20 protein-coding genes, 2 tRNA genes and 1 other RNA gene are annotated in these 22,788 nt (G+C 68.8%); 17 read left to right on the top strand and 6 right to left on the bottom strand.

All coding sequences use genetic code 11. The features are described 5' to 3' along the window. Nucleotides 1-13 precede the first annotated feature (13 nt). From nudC to ACWEV3_RS36790, 5 genes are all read left to right on the top strand, one after another. A complete protein-coding gene (gene nudC, locus ACWEV3_RS36810; protein WP_452618321.1) occupies nt 14-940 on the top strand; it encodes an NAD(+) diphosphatase in 927 nt (308 codons plus the stop codon). 177 nt (nt 941-1,117) lie between these two features. Then, a complete protein-coding gene (locus tag ACWEV3_RS36805) occupies nt 1,118-3,205 on the top strand; it encodes an ATP-dependent DNA helicase UvrD2 (RefSeq protein ID WP_452618320.1) in 2,088 nt (695 codons plus the stop codon). 479 nt (nt 3,206-3,684) lie between these two features. Beyond that, nucleotides 3,685-4,068: a WhiB family transcriptional regulator gene (locus ACWEV3_RS36800; RefSeq protein ID WP_132483284.1), complete on the top strand. Its 384-nt coding sequence runs from the start codon at nt 3,685-3,687 to the stop codon at nt 4,066-4,068. Then, nucleotides 4,065-4,283, top strand: coding sequence for a hypothetical protein (locus ACWEV3_RS36795; RefSeq protein WP_452618319.1), 219 nt, complete (start codon nt 4,065-4,067; stop codon nt 4,281-4,283). Before ACWEV3_RS36800 ends, ACWEV3_RS36795 begins: the two co-directional genes overlap by 4 nt. A 232-nt stretch (nt 4,284-4,515) precedes the next feature. Further along, nucleotides 4,516-5,400, top strand: a complete 885-nt coding sequence (locus ACWEV3_RS36790) for a class I SAM-dependent methyltransferase (RefSeq protein ID WP_452618318.1) — start codon at nt 4,516-4,518, stop codon at nt 5,398-5,400. 33 nt (nt 5,401-5,433) lie between these two features. Here ACWEV3_RS36790 and ACWEV3_RS36785 read toward each other — a convergent pair whose 3' ends face one another. Together ACWEV3_RS36785 and ACWEV3_RS36780 are read right to left on the bottom strand one after the other, a co-directional pair. Next, the gene (locus ACWEV3_RS36785; protein WP_452618317.1) at nt 5,434-6,744 is read right to left on the bottom strand and encodes an ABC1 kinase family protein; all 1,311 of its coding nucleotides are present in this window, start codon (nt 6,742-6,744) and stop codon (nt 5,434-5,436) included. 323 nt (nt 6,745-7,067) lie between these two features. Then, on the bottom strand, nt 7,068-7,217 hold the full coding sequence (locus ACWEV3_RS36780; protein ID WP_010693945.1) for a DUF5679 domain-containing protein: 150 nt from the start codon (nt 7,215-7,217) through the stop codon (nt 7,068-7,070). Between the two features lie 224 nt (nt 7,218-7,441). Here ACWEV3_RS36780 and ACWEV3_RS36775 point away from each other — a divergent pair, with 224 nt between their 5' ends. Beyond that, entirely contained in the window at nt 7,442-7,999 is a 558-nt protein-coding gene (locus tag ACWEV3_RS36775; RefSeq protein WP_452618316.1) for a M48 metallopeptidase family protein, read from the top strand. A gap of 43 nt (nt 8,000-8,042) precedes the next feature. On the opposite strand, the gene ACWEV3_RS36770 is transcribed toward ACWEV3_RS36775, so the two are convergent. Next, on the bottom strand, nt 8,043-9,452 hold the full coding sequence (locus ACWEV3_RS36770) for a zinc-dependent metalloprotease (protein WP_452618315.1): 1,410 nt from the start codon (nt 9,450-9,452) through the stop codon (nt 8,043-8,045). Between the two features lie 80 nt (nt 9,453-9,532). Here ACWEV3_RS36770 and ACWEV3_RS36765 point away from each other — a divergent pair, with 80 nt between their 5' ends. Next, complete coding sequence (locus ACWEV3_RS36765; protein ID WP_452618314.1) at nt 9,533-10,558, top strand: YlbL family protein; 1,026 nt, start codon at nt 9,533-9,535, stop codon at nt 10,556-10,558. A gap of 54 nt (nt 10,559-10,612) precedes the next feature. On the opposite strand, the gene ACWEV3_RS36760 is transcribed toward ACWEV3_RS36765, so the two are convergent. Beyond that, nucleotides 10,613-11,143 (bottom strand): PPA1309 family protein, encoded by a 531-nt coding sequence (locus tag ACWEV3_RS36760; RefSeq protein ID WP_452618313.1) that lies wholly within the window; start codon nt 11,141-11,143, stop codon nt 10,613-10,615. A gap of 200 nt (nt 11,144-11,343) precedes the next feature. Here ACWEV3_RS36760 and ACWEV3_RS36755 point away from each other — a divergent pair, with 200 nt between their 5' ends. From ACWEV3_RS36755 to ACWEV3_RS36745, 3 genes are all read left to right on the top strand, one after another. Beyond that, nucleotides 11,344-14,238, top strand: coding sequence for a UPF0182 family protein (locus ACWEV3_RS36755; RefSeq protein WP_452618340.1), 2,895 nt, complete (start codon nt 11,344-11,346; stop codon nt 14,236-14,238). 152 nt (nt 14,239-14,390) lie between these two features. Next, nucleotides 14,391-14,467 (top strand) — tRNA-Met (locus ACWEV3_RS36750). A gap of 399 nt (nt 14,468-14,866) precedes the next feature. Then, nucleotides 14,867-14,940, top strand: a tRNA-Met gene (locus ACWEV3_RS36745). 61 nt (nt 14,941-15,001) lie between these two features. Here ACWEV3_RS36745 and ACWEV3_RS36740 read toward each other — a convergent pair. Continuing rightward, nucleotides 15,002-15,301 carry a hypothetical protein gene (locus ACWEV3_RS36740; RefSeq protein WP_452618312.1) on the bottom strand — a complete coding sequence of 100 codons (300 nt, stop codon included), beginning with the start codon at nt 15,299-15,301 and terminating at the stop codon, nt 15,002-15,004. Nucleotides 15,302-15,577: 276 nt separating this feature from the next. Here ACWEV3_RS36740 and ACWEV3_RS36735 point away from each other — a divergent pair, with 276 nt between their 5' ends. From ACWEV3_RS36735 to ssrA, 7 genes are all read left to right on the top strand, one after another. Further along, nucleotides 15,578-16,075 carry a PadR family transcriptional regulator gene (locus ACWEV3_RS36735; RefSeq protein WP_165968011.1) on the top strand — a complete coding sequence of 166 codons (498 nt, stop codon included), beginning with the start codon at nt 15,578-15,580 and terminating at the stop codon, nt 16,073-16,075. A gap of 119 nt (nt 16,076-16,194) precedes the next feature. Next, nucleotides 16,195-17,301, top strand: coding sequence for a peptide chain release factor 2 (prfB, locus tag ACWEV3_RS36730; protein WP_358577017.1), 1,107 nt, complete (start codon nt 16,195-16,197; stop codon nt 17,299-17,301). 114 nt (nt 17,302-17,415) lie between these two features. Continuing rightward, nucleotides 17,416-18,105, top strand: a complete 690-nt coding sequence (gene ftsE / locus ACWEV3_RS36725; protein WP_093262250.1) for a cell division ATP-binding protein FtsE — start codon at nt 17,416-17,418, stop codon at nt 18,103-18,105. Between the two features lie 57 nt (nt 18,106-18,162). Further along, entirely contained in the window at nt 18,163-19,065 is a 903-nt protein-coding gene (gene ftsX, locus ACWEV3_RS36720; RefSeq protein ID WP_452618311.1) for a permease-like cell division protein FtsX, read from the top strand. A 78-nt stretch (nt 19,066-19,143) separates the two neighbouring features. Next, the gene (smpB, locus tag ACWEV3_RS36715; protein ID WP_132482298.1) at nt 19,144-19,620 is read left to right on the top strand and encodes an SsrA-binding protein SmpB; all 477 of its coding nucleotides are present in this window, start codon (nt 19,144-19,146) and stop codon (nt 19,618-19,620) included. After that, nucleotides 19,620-20,519, top strand: coding sequence for an amidohydrolase family protein (locus ACWEV3_RS36710; protein ID WP_452618310.1), 900 nt, complete (start codon nt 19,620-19,622; stop codon nt 20,517-20,519). The genes smpB and ACWEV3_RS36710 overlap by 1 nt, the downstream gene beginning before the upstream one ends. An 83-nt stretch (nt 20,520-20,602) precedes the next feature. Further along, nucleotides 20,603-20,973: a transfer-messenger RNA gene (ssrA, locus tag ACWEV3_RS36705) on the top strand. Nucleotides 20,974-22,263: 1,290 nt separating this feature from the next. Here the strand turns inward: ssrA and ACWEV3_RS36700 are convergent. Next, nucleotides 22,264-22,704 (bottom strand): hypothetical protein, encoded by a 441-nt coding sequence (locus ACWEV3_RS36700; RefSeq protein WP_452618309.1) that lies wholly within the window; start codon nt 22,702-22,704, stop codon nt 22,264-22,266. Nucleotides 22,705-22,788: the final 84 nt, after the last annotated feature.

Raw genomic sequence — 22,788 nt, 5'->3', positions numbered from 1 at the left:
GTGAGGCGGGCAGATGACTACCGAGGTGTTGGCCGGGGCGGGTTTCCAGCTGGATTCCGCGCCCCTGCTCTCCAGGTCCACAGTGGACCGCAGGGAGACGCTGCGGGACGCCCCGGACGGCGGTGCCCAGCTGTGGGCGACCGGACGGGTCGTGCTGGTGGACGCCAAGGGGCGCACCCAGATCGGCCAGGATTCACGGCTCGTGGTGCATCCCGCGACGGACTTCGGCGCAGGCCCGGTCCCCAACGCCGTCCTGCTCGGCGTCGAGGACGAGATCGGCTACTGGGCGTTGCGCAGCGAGCACGACGGAGCCCAGGACGACTGGCGGGACCTGCGCACCGGCGGTGGTCTGCTCAACGACACCGACGCCGGCCTGTTCACCACCGCTGTCGGCCTCCTCGGCTGGCACGACAACGCCCGCTACTGCGCGGTCTGCGGCGCGGCGACGACGCGGGTCCGCGCGGGGTGGGCCCGGCGTTGCACGGGCTGCGATCGCGAGGAGTACCCGCGCACCGACCCGGCCGTCATCTGCCTGGTGCACGACGGCGCGGACCGGGTCCTGCTGGCCCGCCAGCCGATCTGGCCGCCGGAGCGGTACTCGGTGCTCGCCGGTTTCGTCGAGGCCGGTGAGTCGCTGGAGGCCTGCGTCTCGCGCGAGATCGCGGAGGAGGTCGGGGTGGATGTCTCGGACGTCCGCTACCTCGGCAGCCAGCCGTGGCCGTTCCCGCGGTCGCTGATGCTGGGCTTCGCCGCGATCGCGGACCCGTCGGCGCCGCTGATCCCGGCGGACGGGGAGATCGAGGACGCCCGCTGGGTGCACCGCGACACGGTCCGGGCGGCCCTGGAGTCCGAGGGCGGAGCGGTCGACGGCCTGCGCCTGCCGCCGGGCGTGTCCATCGCCTACCGCATGATCAAGGGCTGGGCCACCTGGCAGGACTGACGCGAGGAGTCGGCCGGGACCTTCCCGGCCGGCTCCGCACGTCCGCGTGAGCCGCCTTCCGCCGCAGTTCAGCGCGGCTGCGCGCCCGGTTTTCGGCGGCGGATCACGCCCGACACGCGGTTGCGGGTGCCGGGGTGTGGCCCCGAGCGGGGGAGCAGGTCTGCGAAGATGCCGGGCATGACCGAGCAGCCGCGACTCCTGGAAGGTTTGGATCCGGAGCAGCGGCAGGCGGTCGTCGCACCACGCGGCCCCGTGTGCGTCCTGGCGGGCGCGGGCACCGGGAAGACGCGCACGATCACCCATCGCATCGCCTACCTCGTGCAGCGCGGCCTCGTCGCACCGCAGCAGGTGCTCGCGGTGACCTTCACCGCCCGAGCGGCGGGGGAGATGCGCACCCGGCTGCGCGCGCTCGGCGCGGCCGGCGTGCAGGCGCAGACCTTCCACGCCGCGGCCTTCCGGCAACTGCGCTACTTCTGGCCGCGGGTGCACGAGACGCAGATGTGGCAGCTGGCGGACAACAAGTTCCGGCTGGTCATGCAGGCGGCGAACAAGCTCGGGCTGTCCACCGAGCGGGAGGACGTCCGGGACCTGGCCGGCGAGATCGAGTGGGCCAAGTCGTCGCTGATCGGGCCCGAGCAGTACCCGGCCGCCGCGGCCGCCGCCGGGCGGGAGGTGCCGATCCTGCCGGAGCAGCTCAGCAAGGCCTTCGCGACCTACGAGCAGGTCAAGAACAGGGCGCAGATGCTGGACTTCGACGACCTGTTGCTGCACATCGCGGCGATCCTGGAGGACCAGCCGGAGATCGCCGAGGAGTTCCGCGGCCGGTACCGGTCGTTCGTCGTGGACGAGTACCAGGACGTCAACCCGCTGCAGCAGCGGGTGCTCGACTCGTGGGTGGGCAACCGCGACGACCTCACGGTGGTGGGAGACGCGAACCAGACGATCTACTCGTTCGCCGGTGCGTCACCGAAGTGGCTGATCGGCTTCCCGCGCAAGTACCCGGAGGCGACGGTGGTGCGCCTGGAGCGGGACTACCGGTCGACGCCGCAGGTGGTGGGCCTGGCCAACCAGGTCATCGGCGCGGCGCGGGAACGGCCGGCCGGCACCCGGCTGAAGCTGGTCGGACAACGCCCGGACGGGCCCCGGCCGGATTTCGCCGAGTACGACGACGAGACCGACGAGGCCGAGGCGATCGCGCGCAAGATCGCTCAGCTGGCCAAGCGAGGCATCGCGCTGTCGGAGATCGCGGTGCTGTTCCGGGTCAACGCGCAGTCGGAGGTCTACGAGAAGGCGCTGTCCGACGCCGAGATCCCCTACCAGGTGCGCGGTGGCGAACGGTTCTTCGCGCGGGCGGAGGTGCGGCAGGCGATGGCCACGCTGCGCACCGCGATCGCGCACGGCGCCGGTGAAGAGGATCTGCCCGCGACCGTCCGTTCGGTGCTCCGCGAAGTCGGCCTGACCGATGAGCCTCCTGCCGGCGGCGCCGCGCGTGAGCGATGGGAGTCGCTGATCGCGCTGGTGGAGCTCGCGGAGGAGCTGACCGCCGCGGAGCCCGATGCGGGGCTGGCCCGCTACGTCGCGGAACTCGACGCGCGTGCCGAGTCCCAGCATCCGCCGACCGTCGAGGGCGTCACCCTGGCCTCGCTGCACGCGGCGAAGGGCCTCGAATGGGACGCGGTGTTCCTGGTGGGTCTGGTCGAGGGAACCCTGCCGATCATGCACGCCGACACCGACGCGGCCGTGGAGGAGGAACGCCGCCTGCTCTACGTCGGGGTCACCCGCGCCCGCGAGCACCTCTCCCTGTCATGGGCGCTGGCGCGTGCAGGTGGCCGCCGCTACCGCCGGCGCAGCCGCTTCCTGTACAGCCTGGTGCCGGACGAACATCCGGCGGCGTTGCCCAACAAGGTCAAGCAGCGCGAGCTGCTGTCGCGACCCGCGAAGGCCGCGAAGCCGCATTGCCGCATCTGCAACGTCGTCCTGACGGGCACGATGGACATCAAGCTCGGTCGCTGCGCGGACTGCCCGTCTGATGTGGACGAAGATCTGCTGTCGCAGTTGAAGGCGTGGCGCAGCGAGCGGGCCCGGCAGCTGAAGGTGCCCGCGTACGTGGTGTTCACCGACGCGACGCTGACCGCGATCGCCGAGCAGCGGCCGCTGGACGAGACCGCATTGGTCGGCATTTCCGGGATCGGGGCTTCGAAGCTGCAGAAGTTCGGCTCCGACGTCCTCGCACTGACCCAGGGTGACCGCCGCGACATGCGCTGAAACGCCTGGTCGTAAGGGTTTTTCAGGCGATCGAGCGGATTCTTCGAAAAATACGTTGCGACCGGCACGGTGGTGCCAATAACCTGCAAGAGCGCGAGCCGTGGTTGGGAGAAACCGCGGCCCTGATCCCCGAAGGGAGGTGGCCTTGGTGTCCACGATTCTGATGTCGAGCACCCCGCGCCACCTCATGGCCGGGGCCATCGCGCTGTCCCGCGGCACTTTCGCGCCAATCCCAGCTGTTGCCGAGTATGAAGCTGGCAATGGTCGTGAGTTCAAGCCGCGTTGGTTCCGTGCGGTTCCGCAGACCGTTGTCGACCCATGCCGGTCCGTTCGTAGGCGATTCTTCGATCCACTGATCTAGGAACGTCTCTCAGGCTTCTCGAAGGCCGCGGACCCGCGAACGGGTCCGCGGCCTTCTTGTCGTTCCCGTTTTCCCTTCATCCACAACCTGCCGCCGATCGACTACTGGAGGAAGTTTCATGTTGACCGCGAGTGTGCCGATATCCAGCTCGGGCGAGGGCTTGCTGGCAGACGAGGACACCGTGGCCGGCCTGTTCGGCAGCCCCACGACGCTCGAAAGCCGACTGCCCTGCCGCCAGGACCCCGACCTGTGGTTCGCCGAGAACCCGCGGGAGCTGGACCAGGCCAAGTCGCTGTGCGCCGACTGCCCGATCAAGGCCGAGTGCCTGGCCGGCGCGCTGTCCCGCGGCGAGCCGTGGGGCGTCTGGGGTGGCGAGATCTTCGAGCGCGGCGCGGTGGTGGCCCGCAAGCGTCCGCGCGGCCGTCCGCGCAAGCACCCGCTGCCCGCCGACACCCCGGCCGCGGGCCGGCCCGCGCGGCGAGGTCAGGAGCGAGCGGCATGACGTACCACCGAACCATCGACCCCATCACCGGAAACCGGATCAAGAGCGAGGTAAGGATGTTCATGCCCGAGGACCTGTCCCGGATACGAAGTAACGAGCTGATCGACGAAGCGCACCGACAACGGCTGGCCCGGGAGATCTCGGCCGGCCGCTGGTGGCGCTGGCTCGCCGACTACGCCGGTCGCCGCGCGCAGGAGGCGTCCCGATGTCCGTGAGCCGCCCGGAATCGGCTCGGTAGGACTCGATGGCGGTGTTGAACCACCTTGCACCGCAACGGGTTCCAGGAGCCGTCCCATGCGGGCTTCCCGACCGCGTCCGCCGGCCGGGAAGCCCGCGGACCCGGCGACCGGAATCCCTTGCGCAGGACGAGACTCGATGCGCTCGAGCGCTCGCGCACTTTGACAACACAGAGCACCGGCCGGGGCATTGCCAGTATCGTGATGCCTCGTGACCGGACACTCGCACGACAACATCGACTGGGACGAACACCTGCAGCGGCTCCGGGACGGCGATGAGCTGAACGCGCCGGAGATCGCCGAACTCGTCGCGAAGCTGCTGCGCCCGACCGATCGCACCGTGATCGAGATCGGCGCCGGAGCGGGCGGAACGGCGGCGGCGTTCGCGGCGGAGCTGGCGGATTCCGGTGGAGCGCTCACCATCGTGGACACGGCGCCGCAACTGCTCGCGGCGGCGGAAGCCCGCGTCAAGGAGGTCTCCGACCGGGTCGAGGTCCACGCCGTCCAGGCGGACGCCGCCGACGACTCGCTCGCGGAGGCCACCGAGAAGGCCGGGGCTCCCGCGCAGGCCGACGTGGTCTTCGCGGCGTTCGTCGTGCACCACCTGCCCGACCAACTGGCCGGCGTGCGCCGATTGGCGAACCTGGTGCGCCCGGGCGGGCGGCTGGCGATCGTCGAGTTCGGGCTCGACACGAAGGTGCTGCCGCCGGACGTCGGCCTCGCCGAGCCGGGGCTGGAAGCCCGGTTGACCGCCGCCCGCCAGGACTGGTTCCGGCAGATGCGGGCGGAGATGACCGGCACGGTCCGGATGCCGGTGGGGTGGGGCAAGGCGCTGTCCGAGGCCGGCCTGGCCGACGTGCGGTCGTGGAGCTACCTCGTGGACCGCCCGGCTCCGGTGTCCGGAGTCGCCCTGCAGGCGGTGCTCCGCCGGTTGCAGTTCCTCCGCAGGGACGCGGAGAACCGCGTCGGGCCGGAGGACCTGGCGGCGCTGGACGAGCTGCTCGACGAATCCGGCGAGCACTACGCCGGAAACCGCGACGACGTGTACTACCTGACGGCGAACACGGTCCACGTCGGCACCAGGCCGGCGAGCTGAGGCCCGTCCGGGCCGCGGTCCGCCGGTGGGCTATCAGTCGGAGAAGCCCGGCTGCCACCGGGCGATGATGTCGCGGGCGCCGACCTCGGCGTCGAGCTGGCAGAGGATCCCGGTGGCACCCAGCGTGACCCGGTGGATCAGCAGGTAGTCCGGCGGGAGGTTCAGCGACCGCCCCGTCCGGAAGTCCGGACTGCGCAGGTCGCCGACCCGCTCGGCCTGGCGCTGCAACCAGCGCCGGGTGAAGTGGAACTTCGGCGTGCGGATCGGGTCCACGAACGGCGCCAGGTAGGCCAGCACGTCCTCGGCCTGGATCTCCCGGTCGCCCTGCACGAACCGCTCCGCGCGCAGCAGTTCCAGCAGCTCGGCGGACTTGTCCTCCAGGGCGAGCCGGACCATGCGGCCGAACGTCGCGGGCACGCCGTTGGGCAGCCGGGAGACCGCGCCGAAATCGATCACGCAGAGCCTGCCGTCCGGCATCAGCATGAAGTTGCCGGGATGCGGGTCGGCGTGCAGCAGGCCGGCCCGGGCGGGCGCGGAGTAGTGGAACTCGGCGAGCAGCCGCCCCGCCGCGTCGCGCTCCTCCCGTTCCCCGTCGGCGATGATCTGGGCGTACGGCTTGCCCGTCACCCACTCCGTGACGACCACCTTCGGGGCGCTGGCGATCACGGCCGGGACCAGGACGGCATCGTCGTCCCGGAACGCCTTGGCGAACGCCCGCTGGTTGTCGGCCTCGGTGCGGTAGTCGAGCTCCTCGACCATCCGGTCCTGGAGTTCCGCGAGCAGCGGCTTGACCTCGGCGCCGGGGGCCAGCGACTGGAAGAGGCGGGAGAAGCGGATCAGCTGGCGCAGGTCGGAGCGCAGCGCCTCGTCCGCGCCCGGGTACTGGACCTTGACCGCGACCTCGCGGCCGTCGTGCCAGGTCGCCCGGTGCACCTGCCCGATGCTCGCCGCCGCGGCGGGGGCGTCGTCGAACTCGGCGAACCGCTTCCGCCAGGCGGAGCCCAGCTGCTCGGTGAGCACCCGGTGCACGCTGCTCGCGGGCATCGGCGGCGCGGCGGATTGCAGCTTCGTCAGCGCCTCGCGGTACGGGCCGGCCATCTCGTCCGGCACGGCGGCCTCGAACACGCTCAGCGCCTGGCCGAACTTCATCGCGCCGCCCTTGAGCTGGCCGAGGACCGCGAACACCTGCTCCGCGGTCTTGGCCGACACCTCGGCGCTGATCTCTGCCGGATTCTGCCCGGTGAGCCGCTTCCCCCACCCGGCGGCCAGGCGGCCGGCGACACCGAGCGGCAGGCTGGCGAGCTTCGCGGTGCGGTGTGCCGCCCGGCGGGGAATGTCGGCCACGAATTCTCCTTGGTGCGCGCAGGAAAACCCTCTCGATGTCCGAAGACGTTTTCGAAATCGAGAAACCCACTCACATGCTAGAGGTTCCCTGCGGCGCCTTGGGGCGTGATCGACGTGTTGGCCGTCAGGTTTGCGCCACCGGTCGCATTCGCGATTCCGCCGGACAAGGGCGAACGAGTCGGCTCGTCAGCCCTCCGGGCCGAGCTGAGCACGGATCTATCCCCCTGGCGCTCCGGCGCGGCGGGTGCGATGTCGAACGCCGGAGCGATGCGTCGGAGATGCGGGCGGGTGGGCGGCCCGAGCGGCGGCCCACCCGTGCCCGGTCACGCCTTGCCGAGGATGCGGGTCATCTTGGTGCCGCAGACCGGGCAGGTGCCCTTCGCCATTCGGCGACCGTTGGTCTCCGAGACCTCACCGGAAAAGTCGCGCTTCTCCCGGCACTTCACGCAGTAGCCGTTGTACGTCTCGGCCACGGCTCCCCTCCTTCATGTCGTGATCCAGCGTCGTTGCTGGCTCTTCTGCCCACCTCCGGGCGGCTGGGGGAACGGTACATGTGGGCCATTCGACATGCATGCATTACGAGCATCGCATGTTCGACTTAATGGAGTAATCCCTCGGGGGATCACGATGCGTAGGCGCTGAGGTCCGGCTCACAGCGCGGGCCGTTTGTCAGGCGCACTCGCTAAGGTCCACTCCCGTGGCTGAACCCCAGGTCGAGGTGCGCCGCAGCAAGCGCCGCCGACAGACGGTGAGCGCCTATCGCGACGGTGACAAGATCGTGGTGCTTCTCCCGGCGCGGATGAGCCGCGCGGAGGAAAAGCGCTGGGTGGCGGACATGCTCAGCCGCCTCCAACGCAGTGAGACGCGTCGGCGCTCGCCCGCGCGGGAATCAGACGAAGCACTGCTCCAGCGGTGCCGCGAGCTGTCCGCGAAGCACCTCGAAGGCAGGGCGCAACCGCAGGGCGTTCGGTGGGTGCCACCGATGCGCACGAGGTGGGCTTCCTGCACGCCCAGCGATGCCACCATTCGGGTGAGTCAGCGCCTCCGAGATGTACCCGGATGGGTGCTCGATTACGTGCTCGTGCACGAGCTCGCACACCTGCTGGTGCCCGGCCACGGGGCCGACTTCTGGAAGTGGGTCCGCCGCTACCCGAAGACCGAGCGGGCCATCGGCTACCTGGAGGGGGTGTCCGCGGCCGCCCAGCTCGGCATCGGGCTGGACGACGACGCGGAAGAGGCCGAAGCCCGCACATGACGAGGGGCACCTCCGGGAGTCCGGAAGTGCCCCGTCCGCTCGGTCAGTTCTCGTCGCGCTTCGGCGAGTCGTCGCCCTCGTCGTCGGCCTTCGCCGCCTCGTCGGCCTCGGCGCGGCGGATCGCGGCGATCGGGTCGTCCAGGTCCGCGGAGCCCGAGCCCCAGCGGTCGGCGAAGTCCAGCGGCTCGTCCAGGTCCGAGCTGTCCGGCAGCAGGTCGGGGTGGTCCCAGACCCGGTCCCGGCTCTCGACGCCGTGCCGCTCGGTCATCAGCCGCCACAGGTTCGCGGCGTCCCGCATCCGGCGGGGCCGCAGCTCCAGGCCGATGAGCGTGGCGAAGGTCTGCTCCGCCGGCCCGCCGGTCGCGCGCCGCCGCCGGACGGTTTCGCCCAGCGCACCGGCGCCCGGCAGCCGATCGCCGACGGCGTCGGCGACGACCACGTCGACCCAGCCCTCGACCAGCGCGAGCAGCGTCTCCAGCCGGTTCAGCGCGACCTGCTGCTCGGGAGTGGTCTTGGGCTCGAGCATCCCGGAGCCCATCAGCTCCTGCATCGAGCTCGGGTTGGTCGGATCGACCTTGCCGGCCAGGTCCTCCAGCGCCGAGGTGTCGATGTGGATGCCGCGGGCGTACTCCTCCACGGTCGCCAGGAGCCGCTGGCCGAGCCACGGGACGTGACTGAACAGCCGGTGGTGCGCGGCCTCGCGGGCGGCGAGGAACACGGTCGCCTCGCTGATGGGCCGGTCCAGGCCCTCGATGAAGCGCTCGATGTTCGCGGGCAGCAGCGCCGCGGTACCGGCCGGGGCGAGCGGCAGGCCGACGTCGGTGGAGGTCAGCACCTCGCCGCCGAGCTGGGCGAGGCCGTTGCCGAGCTGCGAGCCGAAGGTCATCCCGCCCATCTGGCCGAGCATCGACAGCAGCGGGCCCGCGGCCTGCTTCGCCTCCTCCGGCAGCGCCTCCAGCCAGGCGCTGGACATCCGCTGCGCGACCGGGTCGCACAGCCGCTGCCAGGTGGGCAGGGTCTTCTCCACCCAGTCCACCGACGACCAGGTCTGCACCGACCGGACGCCGGCGGGCAGCGAGGTGGTTGCGTCCAGCCACAGCTCGGCCAGCCGGATCGCGTCCTCGATCGCCTTGACCTGGTCCTGGCTCGGGCGCTCGGTGCGCTGGTTGTTGTGCAGCTGCTGCACCGCGAGTTGCTTGGCGAGCTCGTAGTTCACCGGCCCGGAGCCGCCGCTGCCGGAGTGGCTGAGCGCCTGCCCGAGTTGGGTCAACATCTGGCCGAGCTGGCCGATGTCGAAGTTCGGCATGCCGCCCGGTCCGGGCATGCCGCCGAAGCCGAAACCGGGAAGGTCCCCGGAGCCACCGGCGCCGCCCTCAGAGCGGCCTTGCGACGAGTCGCCCTTGTCGGGATCGTCGGGGTCCTGCGAGCTGAACCCGAACGGCAAGTTGGTCATAGTTCCACGGTACGCGGCCTTCGCCACCTCACAGAAGGTGTCCGGAGCTCGCTGGACGCGAACACGTACGCTGTCACCTCGTGAACCGCCGTACGTGGACGCTGCTGACAAGTGTCGTACTGGTAGTCGCCTTCGGTCTGCTCGGCGCGTTCGTCCGGGTGCCGTACGTGGCGCTCGGGCCGGGTCCGACCTACGACACCCTCGGGATGGACGGGAACGTCCCCGTGATCGGCATCGACGGGCAGCAGACCTTCCCGACCGGCGGGCACCTGAACATGACGACGGTGTCGGTGACCGATCAGCTGTCCCTGTTCGGCGCGTTGGGGCTGTGGGTGAGCGGCCGGTACGCGCTGGCGCCGCGCGAGCTGTACTTCCCGCCGGACAAGTCCGAGCAGGAGATCGAGCAGGAGAACACCAAGGCCTTCAGCGACTCGCAGACCACCGCCGAGACCGCGGCCCTGCGCTACCTCGGCTACCCGATGAAGGTCCTGGTCGGCGAGATCGTCAAGGGCAGCCCGGCGGACGGCGTCCTGGAGCCCGGCGATCACCTGCTGGCCGCCAACGGCAAGCCGGTCACCGATCCGGCCTCGTTGAAGGCGGCGCTGGTCGGCACCAAGCCCGGCGACCGGGTGGAGATCCGGTTCCGCCACACCGATCAGCCCGAGCAGGTCGCGAGCGTGCAGCTGGGCCCGAACCCGGGCACCGACCCGCAGGGCTTCCTGGGCGTGGCCGCGATCGAGCGGCCGGACGTCAACTTCGACATCAAGATCAGCCTGGCCGATGTGGGCGGACCGTCCGCGGGGCTGATGTTCACCCTGGCGATCATCGACAAGCTGACGCCGGGTGAGCTCAACGGCGGTCAGTTCATCGCGGGCACCGGCGAGATCAGCCCGACCGGCGAGGTGGGCCCGATCGGCGGCATCCCGTTCAAGATGGTCAAGGCCCGCGAAGCGGGCGCGACGACCTTCCTCGTTCCGGCCGACAACTGCGCCGAGGCCAAGACGCAGGCGCCGGAGGGGCTGCAGCTCGCCAAGGTCGCGAACCTCGACGACGCGACCAAGGCCCTCGACGCCCTGCGCGGCGGGCAGGTCCCCGCCAGCTGCTGATCCGCGACGGCGTTCGCGGTGGAGATCGGCACGCCGACCTCCACCGCGAACCGGTCAGTCCGCGAAGGTGGCGTGGAGCGCGGTGAGCAGGTTCGGGGCCAGCGACGGGTCCTGGATGAGCTCGCCACCGGTCTCCGGATCGGACACGCGCAGGCGCATCACGCACGCCTCGCCACCGTCCCGCAGCACCGCCGCGACCAGCCGCGCCTCTTGGCGGTCCGGGTGTTCGGCGGCGATCTGCCGGTCCCGCTCGCTGTCGCCGGGCAGCTCCGCCTCCGCCTCCGGCGGCAGCACCACGATCTCCTGCACCACCGCGCAGCCGGCCACCTGCTCCGGCCACGCGATGCCGCTCAACGCCTCGGCGAGGTCTTCGGCGGGCAGCGCTTCCTGCGCGATCGGGGTCAGCGCCGAGGCCGGGTCGAGCTGGTCGGCCAGCCCGGGTTCGGCGGCCAGCAACTGGCCGGTGGGCACGAGGGCGAACACCTGGGTGGGCTGGTCCCAGCCCGCGGCGTGGACGAACTCCTCGATCTCGCGAGCGGCCGACGGCAGCGCCGCGGCCAGGTCCTCGGGGGTTTCCGGTGGCATGCCGCCATGGTCGCACCGCCAGGCCGGGCGGCCGCCGCCGGCCGATCCGATGACCTGCGAAAGATGTCCGCTTAATCCAGTTCGCGAAGCCGCTTCCAGGAACTTCACGAAGGGGTCGTAGAGTTGAACATCACGAGGGCGGCCGAACCACCGGTACCGTCCAGGCCTGCTGATCGTCACCAGGAGCGTGCGTTGTGGCCATGCGGCCCCCGGTAGGAATGCCGAAACTGTCCCGGAGAAGCCGGATCCTGCTGATCCTCGGCGGCATCGTGCTGGTCGCCCTGATCGCCGGATCGCGAATGCTGGGCACCTACGTGGACTGGCTGTGGTTCGGTGAGGTCAACTACCGGCAGGTCTTCACCACCCAGCTGCTGTCCCGCGCCGGGCTGGGGGTGGCTGCGGCGGTCTTCCTCGGCGGCGTGCTTGCCCTGAACCTGTGGCTGGCCTTCCGCAACCGGCCGGTGTTCGTACCGGTCAGCGGTCCCGACGACCCGTTGGCCCGGTACCGCACCGTGGCCACCGAGCGCTCCCGGCTCTTCGGGCTCGGGCTGCCGATCGTGGTGGGCGTGATCGGCGGGCTCGCCGCGCAGGCCGACTGGCAGACCCTCCAGCTTTTCCTCAACAGCGTGCCGTTCGGGCAGGTCGACCCCGAGTTCGGCAAGGACATCAGCTTCTACACCTTCGAGCTGCCGTTCTGGCGGTTCCTGTTGTCCTGGGCGTTCATCGCGATCACCGTGTCCTTCATCGGCGCGCTGATCACGCACTACATCTTCGGCGGCATCCGGCTGGCCGGCCGCTCCGGGCAGCTGTCCATGCCGGCGCGGGTCCAGCTGGCCGTGCTGGCGGGCCTGTTCGTGCTGTTGAAGGCGGTCGACTACTTCCTGGACCGCTACGACCTGCTGCTGTCGCAGCGCAACCCGCTGTTCACCGGTGCCAGCTACACCGACCTGAACGCGGTGATGCCGGCGAAGCTGATCCTGATGTGCATCGCGGTGTTCTGCGCGATCGCGTTCTTCGCGGTGATCTTCCTGAAGAACCTGCAGATCCCGGCCCTGGCCACGGTGCTGCTGGTGCTCTCCAGCGTGGTGGTCGGCGCGGTGTGGCCGGCGCTGATGGAGCAGTTCTCGGTGCGCCCCAACGCGAACGAGCGGGAGGCGCAGTCGATCGAGCGCAACCTCGAGGCGACGAAGTCGGCCTTCAACATCGGCGAGCCCAACGTCCAGTTCGTCGACTACCCGGGCCGCACCCAGCTGCAGCCGGCCGAGGTCGCCGCGGACAAGGGCACCATCCCGAACATCCGGTTGCTCGACCCGAACGTGCTGGCCCCGACGTTCACCCAGCTGACCCAGCAGTACAACTTCTACGGGTTCACCGACAAGCTGGACGTCGACCGGTACCGGGACGCCAACGGCCAGCTGCGCGACTACCTGGTCGCGCTGCGCGAGATCAACACCGACGGCCTGGCCGTGAACCAGCAGAACTGGATCAACCGGCACACCGTCTACACGCACGGCAACGGCTTCGTCGCCGCGCCGGCCGACCGGGTCGACTCCACGTTCAAGGAAGGCGCCACCCAGGGTGGCTACCCGGTGTTCCAGATCAGCGACGTGGCCAACAACGGCCAGGGCGCGATCCCGGTCGAGCAGCCGCGCGTGTACTACGGCGAGCTGGTGGGCCGCAACGACTACGCGATCGTCGGTGGCAACCCGGGCGAGGCGCCCCGCGAGTACGACACCGACCAGCAGCAGTACACCTACACCGGCACGGGCGGTGTCCCGGTCGGCAACCTGTTCCAGCGCTTGGTGTTCGCCGCCTACTACGGCGAGCGGAACTTCTTGTTCAGCGGCGCGATCGGCGATGACTCGAAGATCATCTACGAGCGGAACCCGCGGGAGCGGGTGCAGAAGGTCGCGCCGTGGCTGAAGCTCGACGGCGACCCGTACCCGGCCGTGGTCGGCGGCAAGATCAAGTGGATCGTCGACGGCTACACCACGCTGAACAACTACCCGTACGCGGAGCTGACCGAGCTCGGCGAGGCCACCAACGACACCCTCACCGGCGTCGAGCGGCAGCCCAACCAGCAGATCAACTACATCCGCAACTCGGTGAAGGCGACCGTCGACGCCTACGACGGCTCCGTGGACCTCTACTCGGTCGACGAGAAGGACCCGGTGCTCAAGGCGTGGGAAGGCGTCTTCCCCGGCGTGGTCAAGCCGGCCAGCGAGATCACCCCTGAGCTGCGCGACCACTTCCGGTACCCGGAGGACATCTTCAAGGTGCAGCGCTCGCTGCTCACCCAGTACCACGTCGACAACCCGGGCGACTTCTTCTCGAACCAGACCTTCTGGCAGGTGCCGTCCGACCCGACCGGCCGCGGCAGCGCCGCCAGCGCCGAGGGACAGCAGCCCCCGTACTACGTGCTCGCGCAGGTCGGTGAGCAGGGCGAGCCGCAGTTCCAGCTGACCAGTGCCCTCACCGCGCTGCGCCGCGAGAACCTGGCGGCGTGGGTGTCGGCGTCGTCCGAACCGGACAACTACGGCAAGCTCACGGTGCTGCGGCTGCCGACCAACAACTCGACACCGGGTCCGAACCAGGTCCAGAACCAGATGGAGTCGACCCCGGCGGTCACCGAGAACCGGACGCTGTTCAACAACCCGAACGTCACCGCGATCTTCGGCAACCTGCTGACCCTCCCGGTCGCCGGCGGCCTGCTGTACGTCGAACCGATCTACATCCAGCGCAACGAGCAGAACTCCTATCCGCAACTGGCCCGGGTGCTGGTGTCCTTCGGCGGCAAGGTCGGCTTCTCCGAGACCCTGTCCGGGGCGCTGGAGCAGGTGTTCGGCTCGGGCGCCGGGCAGGCCACCAACCCGGGTCAGAACGGCCAGCAGCCGCCGCCGGCCCAGAACCAGCAGCCCCCGCAGCAGACCCCCGGCAGCCCCCAGCTGTCCCAGGCGGTCACCGACATCCGGGCGGCCCTGGAGCACGTCCGCAAGGCCCAGCAGTCCGGCAACTTCGCCGATCTCGGCTCGGCTTACCAGCAGCTCGACGACGCGATCAAGCGCTTCGAGCAGGCGCAGGGCACCGGCGGCTGATCGGCAACGGCGCCCAGGGGCGGGGATCGCGCAGGCGGTCCCCGCCCCGTCGTCTTTCCGGCGTCCGATCGAGTGCAAATGACGTGCGTCACTTCTGCGGCCAGGGGATTTGCACTACGGTTCATCACCCCGTAAAGTTGGTGACACAACGACGCGGGGTGGAGCAGCTCGGTAGCTCGCTGGGCTCATAACCCAGAGGTCGCAGGTTCGAATCCTGTCCCCGCTACCATTCGAATGGTCAGAAGCCCTCCGACTTCGTCGGGGGGCTTTTTTCCGTCGTTTTAATTCCCATACGGGGGCCGAGCCCCCGTAGACCCCCACGGTGCGGTGGTCGCTTCTCGTCGGCTCCTTGCTCGGGGAGCGTTCCCGGCCTGGATTCCGGACCAGCCTTTTGGTTCTGGGGTGAGCTGGGTGTGGAGACTTGCGTTGGGTTCTTGCGTTGGGCGGGGCTCGGTGCTTGGGGATGTTCGGTGGTCGTTCGGTGGGCGTTGGTCCCTCTGGTGTCGCTTTGCTGGGGGGCTTTGGGTTTTGGCTGGTGAGGTGGGGGTTTTGGGGTTTGGGGACCCCCCTTGTTCGGGGCTTTTTCGGGGTGTGTAAAGTACTCCGTACAACAGAAAAACGCACACGGCGCGGGGTGGAGCAGCTCGGTAGCTCGCTGGGCTCATAACCCAGAGGTCGCAGGTTCGAATCCTGTCCCCGCTACTATTCGAACGGAAAGCCCCCGACTTCGGTCGGGGGCTTTCCGTTTTGTCAGGTCGTTCTCCTACGAGAGGCCTTTGGCCCATTGGCGGGCGCACGCCGGGGAGCAGACCCGCCCATCTCCTCGGACCGTGTTCGTCGGGCGCATCGCTCGGCCGCAGACGATGCAGGCGTCGGCTTCGCCCTCTCTCTGCATGGGCACCAGTGCCTTGGCTCGCTTCGCTTGCTCGGTGACCTTGTTGGTCACCCTGGTCTTGCTCTCGTTGACCTTGGTACGCAACCAACTGCGATGCACGCTCCGCACCTCCTGAACCGGTCCCTCATCGGCCGCCGACTGGTCGGCCAAGTGCAGGGTGCGTGTCACCTGTCGTAGTTGGGCAGCTCCAGGGCGTGATAGCACCTCATTGCGCCAGGAAGACCCCCCATCCAGGCGAACCCAGGTAATGCTCGTCGCAATGAGTGCGGACGCTCGGCCGCCCGCGTGTGCGCCCCGTGTCCGGGGCCGCCGCCGCGCCAGTCGTCCGGAGCGCGCGCCAATGGCGCAACCGTTCGTCCACTTGGACCAGTCCACTGCAACCACTGTGGACAGAACTGGGGACCACTGTGGACAGCGAAGCGGTGGCATGGCACCGTGGCAGATGTGACCGAGCTGAATGCGACATCCGCTGCCCTGTTGGGACTACTGCACGAAGGTCCGAAGACCGGTGGCCAGCTGGTTGCGGCCGCCACCGAGCGCTTCGGAGGATTCTTCAGCGTGACCCGCAGCCAGGTTTACCGCGAGCTGCCCGCGCTGACCGACGCCGGCCTGCTGCGCCTCGGCAAGCAGGGTCCGCGCTCCAGCCAGCAGTACGCGATCACGGCCGCCGGCAAGCGCGCCTTCAAGTCGTGGCTGAACACCGAGCCGGGGCCGGACAACGTCCGCAGCCCGCTGATCCTCCGCCTGGTCTACTCGGGTTCCCTGACCCCGAAGCAGCGCTCCGGGCTGGTCGAGGCGGCTCGTGCCCAGTACGCGGTGAAGATGGACGAGGCGAAGAACGCCGCCAAGGCCGCGACCGACCCGTACGAGAAGGCCGCAGCGGACTTCACCGTGTCCTACAACCGAGCGATCATCAAGCTGCTGGACTCGATTCCGGACTGAACCACCCCGGAACGAACAGTCGTGAGCGGTGGCGGTCGCCACAACGGCCAAAACCGTTCATGACCGGAAACGGGCCGTCCTCGTGGGCGGCCCGTGCCCGGTGAAGTACGCTGAGCACTGTGAATCCCGACGTCGCTGCCTCGCTCAAGGAACTGTCCAACACCCTCGAAGGCATCGAGAGCGTGATGGATCTGGACGCCCTGCGCGCCAATATCGCCGAGCTCGAGGCCGAGGCCGCCAAGCCGGATCTGTGGGACGACGTCGAGCACGCGCAGCGGGTCAGCAGCCAGCTGGTGCACCGGCAGGCCGAACTGCGCAAGATCACCGAGCTGCGGCAGCGCGTCGAAGACCTCGAAGTGCTCTACGAGCTCAGCGAGGACGAAGGCGACCCGGCCGGGCTGTCCGAGGCCGACGACGAGCGGGACCGCCTCCGGAAGGACCTCGAAGCCCTCGAGGTGCGCACCCTGCTCTCCGGCGAGTACGACCCGCGCGAGGCGATGGTGACCATCCGTGCCGAGGCCGGCGGCGTCGACGCGGCCGACTTCGCCGAGATGCTGATGCGCATGTACCTGCGCTGGGCCGAGCGGCACTCCTACCCGGCCGAGGTCTACGACACGTCCTATGCCGAAGAGGCGGGCCTGAAGTCGGCGACGTTCCGGGTCAACGCCCCCTACGCCTACGGCACGCTCTCCGTCGAGCAGGGCACGCACCGGCTGGTGCGCATCTCGCCGTTCGACAACCAGGGGCGGCGGCAGACCTCCTTCGCCGGCGTCGAGGTGCTGCCGGTCGTGGAGGAGACCGACCACGTCGACATCCCGGAGAAGGACATCCGCGTCGACGTCTTCCGCTCCTCCGGGCCCGGCGGGCAGAGCGTGAACACCACCGACTCCGCCGTGCGCATCACGCACATCCCGACCGGCATCGTGGTGTCCTGCCAGAACGAGAAGTCGCAGCTGCAGAACAAGGCCGCCGCGATGCGCGTGCTCCAGTCCAAGCTGCTGGCCCGCAAGAAGGAAGAGGAGCGCGCCGAGCTGGACGCCCTCAAGGACAGCGGGTCGAGCTGGGGCAACCAGATGCGGTCCTACGTGCTGCACCCGTACCAGATGGTCAAGGACCTGCGCACCGAGCACGAGGTCGGCAACCCCGACGCGGTGCTCGACGGCGACATCGACGGGTTCCTGGAGGCCGGCATCCGCTGGCGGCGCCAGCAGCAGAGCGTGGCCTGACCTGCACCGCGCGCCGAGGCCCTGACCGGCGACGAAGTCGCAGGTGATCGACGGTTCCGCCGCCGGTCCGGGTGAGTGATGTCCCCCTAACGGTCGCAGGTAAACTCACGCCCCGTGATCCGCCTTGAGCACGTGTCCAAGACGTACAAGACGTCGACCAGGCCCGCTCTCGACGATGTCTCGGTGGGCATCGAAAAGGGCGAGTTCGTGTTCCTCATCGGGCCCTCCGGGTCCGGCAAGTCGACGTTCATGCGACTGCTGCTGCGCGAGGACGTGCCCACCCGCGGTCAGGTCTTCGTCGCCGACTGGAACGTCGCCAAACTGCCGCGGCGCCGCGTCCCGCGGCTGCGTCAGCGCATCGGCTGCGTGTTCCAGGACTTCCGGCTGCTGAACAACAAGACCGTCGCGGAGAACGTCGCCTTCGCGCTGGAAGTGATCGGCAAGCCCCGCAACGACATCCGCCGCGTGGTGCCGCAGGTGCTGCAGCTGGTGGGGCTCGAGGGCAAGGCCGACCGGATGCCCCACGAACTCTCCGGTGGTGAGCAGCAGCGCGTGGCGATCGCGCGGGCGTTCGTCAACCGGCCGCTGGTGCTGCTCTGCGACGAGCCCACCGGGAACCTCGACCCCGATACCAGCCAGGACATCATGCTGCTGCTGGAGCGGATCAACCGCACCGGCACCACGGTCGTCATGGCCACCCACGACCACTCCATCGTCGACTCGATGCGACGCCGAGTCGTCGAGCTCAGCCTCGGCCGGGTCATCCGCGACGATGCCCGCGGCGTCTACGGCGTCGGCCGCTAGCTCCCCCCGAGAGCACCTGAGGACAACACCCCCGACCGGCAGGAAAGCTGACACAAGATGCGCGCGAGCTTCGTATTCAGCGAGGTCGTCAACGGCCTTCGGCGCAACGTGACGATGACCATCGCGATGATCCTGACGACCGCCATCTCGGTCGGCCTGCTCGGCGGTGGTCTCCTCGTGGTCCGGATGATCGACAAGATGCAGGAGACCTACCAGGACCGCGTCGAGGTCGTGGTGTTCATGACCGATGACGTCAGCGCCAACGACAAGGACTGCACCCAGCAGCCGTGCGCGAACATCATGGCCGACCTCAAGCGCGTCCCGGGCGTCGAGTCGGTGAAGTTCGAGGACCGGCAGAAGGCGTTCGAGAACTTCAACAAGGTCTTCGAGTCGCAGCCCGAACTGCGCGATGTGGCCCGCGCCGAGGCGATGCCCGCCTCGCTGCGCGTGAAGCTGTCCGATCAGGAGCGCTTCCCGGCGCTGCAGCAGCAGTTCAGCGGGCGGCCCGGCGTGGACAGCGTCGTCGACCAGGCCGAGTACCTGAACCGGCTGTTCGACGTGCTCAACGGGGTCCGCAACGCGACGTTCTCGATCGCGTTGGTGCAGGCGCTCGCCGCGCTGCTGCTGATCTCCAACACCATCCAGCTGTCCGCGTTCACCCGGCGCACCGAGACCGGCATCATGCGCCTCGTCGGCGCCACCCGCTGGTACACGCAGCTGCCGTTCCTCCTTGAGGCCGTGGTCTCCGGCCTCATCGGCGCGGTCCTGGCGATCGGCGGCCTGCTGATCTCCAAGGCCGCCTTCATCGACCGGGTCATGTCGCCGGTGTTCGGCACGGGCATCATCCCCAACGTCGAGTGGGGCGACATCGCGCTGATCTCGCCGATCCTGCTCCTCGTCGCGGCGGCCGTCTCGGCCATCACCGGCTACGTGACGCTCCGCCTGTACGTCCGGCTGTAGCGGGATTACCGGTGCCGCGGCCTGCGTTGCAGGCTGCGGCACCGAAAGTCACGTGACACGAAAGCTAGAGTTGTTCGTATGGTGAAGGAACGCGGCCGCAAGGTCATCGCGCAGAACCGCAAGGCGCGGCACGACTGGGCGGTGCTGGACACCTACGAAACGGGCATCGTGCTGACCGGCACCGAGGTCAAGAGCCTGCGGCAGGGCAAGGCGCAGCTCGTCGACGGCTTCGCCACCGTCGACGACGGCGAGGTCTGGCTGCGCAACGTGCACATCCCGGAGTACACCGAGGGCACGTGGACCAACCACGAGCCGCGCCGGTCCCGCAAGCTGCTGCTGCACAAGCACGAGATCCTCCGGCTGATCGGCAAGATCAAGGAGAGCGGGCTGAGCCTGATCCCGATGACGCTGTACTTCAGCGACGGGAAGGCGAAGGTCGAGCTCGCCCTCGCACGAGGCAAGAAGGCCCACGACAAGCGGCAGGACCTGGCCAAGCGCGACGCGGACCGCGAGATGCAGAAGGCGATCGGCCGGGCTCGCAAGGGCATGCGGTAGTGCCGCCGCGCAGCGACGCGGATGTGCCCGCCTGGGTGGCCGAGTTGGGGCTGCCCGGGCTGGTCGACATCCACACGCACTTCCTGCCGGAACGGGTCCTGAACAAGGTCTGGGCCTACTTCGACGCGGCCCGCACGAATTACGGCTTCGAGTGGCCGATCCACTACCGGTACGCCGAGGAGGCCCGGATCCAGGCGCTCCGCGATCTCGGGGTGACGACCTTCGCGCCGCTGGTCTACGCGCACCGGCCGGACATGGCGGCCTGGCTCACCGACTGGGCGATCGACTTCGCCGGGCGCACGCCCGACGCGGTGCCGACAGCGACGATCTTCCCGGAACCCGACGTCGCGGACTACCTGGCCAAAGCGCTCGACGCTGGGGCGCGGTGCGTGAAGGTGCACGTCCAGGTCGGAGCCTTCGACCCGCGCGACGAGTTGCTCGATCCGGCATGGGGACTGCTCGCCGAGGCGGGCGTGCCGGCCGTGGTGCACTGCGGCGACGGCCCGCGGAAGGGCGAGCACACCGGGCTCGACGTGTTCGAAGGCGTGCTGCGGCGCCACCCGCGGCTGCTCGCGGTGCTGGCGCACGCGGGCATGCCCGACTACGAGGTGGCGCTGGACCTCGTGGACCGCTATCCGGGCGTGCACCTCGACACCACGATGATCGGAACCGCATTCACCGAACGGATCGCGCCGTTGCCCGCGGACTGGCCGGCCAGGCTGGCCGCCCACCCCGACCGGATCGTGCTGGGCACCGACTTCCCGAACATCCCGTACCCGTACGCCGAACAGCTCGCGGCCATCGCGAGCTGGGCCGAAGCCGACGACCGCCTCGGCCCGGACTTCCTGCGCGCCGTGCTGCACGGCACGCCGTCCCGGCTGCTCGGGCTCGGGACTTGATCGTTTAAGGGATATGGGAATGATCGGCGGGACGCGAGGCGTTATGCTGGTGTACACCGGTTCGAAAGACGAGCCGGCTGCAAGGGGGTGAACGGTTTCGACTCCGTACGTTGATCCAAGGGAAGCGTGCCGGTGTAGGCGGGAGGCCACCGTGAGCGTCGCCGCAATCGAATAAGCGCCGACAAGAGTCAGCGCGAGTTCGCCCTCGCCGCCTGAGCGAGGAGCGACTCTGTCGGACCGGGATTGCCTCCGACCCGGGATCCGGCATCAGCTAGGAGGCTCTAACCGCCAGGTCCGGTCGCGGGACCTGGTGGGACATCAAACAGCGACTGGGCTTGTCACACCGGCTAGTTCGCGGGACCGGTGAAGCCGAGCAGAGACACAGCGGACTGCGCACGGAGAAGTCTTGGTGAGGCGACGGAGGACCCGGGTTCGATTCCCGGCACCTCCACTTCGGTGGGAGGCGAGTGCTCGCTTGGAGCGCTCGCCTCTCCTCGTTTTCGGATCATTTTGGGGGGCAGAGCCCCCCCAAGCCCCCCACGGTGCGATGGGCGCCTTTCGAGGGCTCCTTGCGGGAGGAGCGTTCCCGGCCTGGTCACCGACCAGCGCCTTGTCTTGGTCGTTCCGTGGGGTCGCGCTTGCGGAGCGTTCCTGGGTTGGTCGGGACCAGTGCTTTGTCTTGGTCGTTCCATGGGGTCGTGCGCTTGCGGGGTGCTTCAGGTCTGGTCAAAAGGGTCAGCGCCCTGGCTTGGTCGTTTGATGGGGTCGCGCCTGCGGCCCTCCGTTGTGGTGGGGCGTTCTTCGTTGGTTCCTGTCCGCGCTTTGCGTCGGTCGTCTTGAGGTGCTTACGAGTGCTTGAGTGGGGTGCTTGTACATGGGCGTTTGTGGCCCGATGGCTCCGTCACGCGGCTTCTTCGTCGGTCCATTCCTTGAACGCTTGGCCAGTCGCTCCTTCGTCTGCGTCGTGATGATCCCGGCAACGTCATCGCCGAGTGGCTTCAGAGCGTGCCTTCGCACCTCGTCGTGATCTTCGGGCGCGGGGCAGCTGAAGAGCGTTCCTGCACTTGGCTGTGGCAGAGCGTTCCAGTCGTGGCGCTTGAGTTCGGCAGCCGGGCCTGACGGCGAATCGTGGACGTCGCACGACGCGAGCCAGTCCGCCAGGTCAACCCGCGCGAGATCTGTGACCGCTCCTCGGACGTGGGCGTTAGAGCGCTTGCTTCGTGGTTTGTAGTGCTTCGCCCAGGCGTCTTCGATCTTCGCCCGCTTCTCCTTCCGGTCCTGCGTGTGAGCTCGTGAGTGCGTTGGGTTGAAGATGCTCTGTTCATCGGACTCGGTTGCCATCATGTGGTGGATATAGGAAGCGGCGGAAGGGTTTTTGGGTGTTTTACCTCTTGGTAGCAGGGTGCTGGCAGCGACGATCAGCCCTCGTGTCAGCTGAATCGCCGCGTCATGGGCGGACGATGCCGCGGGTTGGGTTTGTGGCCACACGGTCAGCTCGCGGCCGCCTGAGACAGGTCTGCGGGCTGGCGTCCAGCGTTGTTCGGAGGCGGGGCTCCGCTCGGTCGTCAGGCCAAGTCCCGTCGGACAGTTCAGAGCCGCGGATCGCAGGCGTTCTCGAGTGGAGGCATCGAGTCTTCGGACCTGCCTGTTTTGTGCCTACATCGCGATGAATCACGCATAGCTGGCAAGGGTGAGCGATCTCGGGAGTTTCAGCCGTCGCGGCATGGCCTATTCGTCCGATGCGTCATTTCCTGCGCCAGAGGAGTGTGATGGTTGCTAGGCCTGCTATTGCTGGGAGGGTTCCTAGGATTGCGTGTAGGGGTGGGATTACCTTTGCGTACTCGCCTCCTGTGAGGGTTAGGTTCGTCAGGGCCGTTGTGGCTCCCAGGGCGAACATTGTTGTTGATGTTGGTCGTGACCAGCGGGTTTGCTTTTTCACTCCGTGGATCGTCCACAGCCAGGCTGCTGTTCCCAGGGCCCCGATTCCGGCTAGGTAGCCCGCTATTGCGTTTCGGTCCATCGCGATCAGTTCTTCCGGCCAGTTCGGGTAGGCCTCTCGTACGTGGGCGCTCAGGGTGTCCGCCGTTGCGATGTCGAGCAGGGGCGCCAGCGTTGCGATCGCCATCAGCGCTAGTCCGGCGTACATGAACCGGATTGCTTTTCTGGGCGCTTCGGTGGTCTGCACGGTTCCTCTTCCGGTTGTTCGGGAACAGCTTGATTCTTACGATGTAAGTTTTGTGTTCGCCACGGTAGACTTACGACGTAAGAA

This window comes from Saccharopolyspora sp. NPDC003752 (assembly GCF_053605825.1).
Note: the sequence above shows the minus strand (reverse complement) of the source record. Positions and strands in the feature narration are given on the sequence as shown.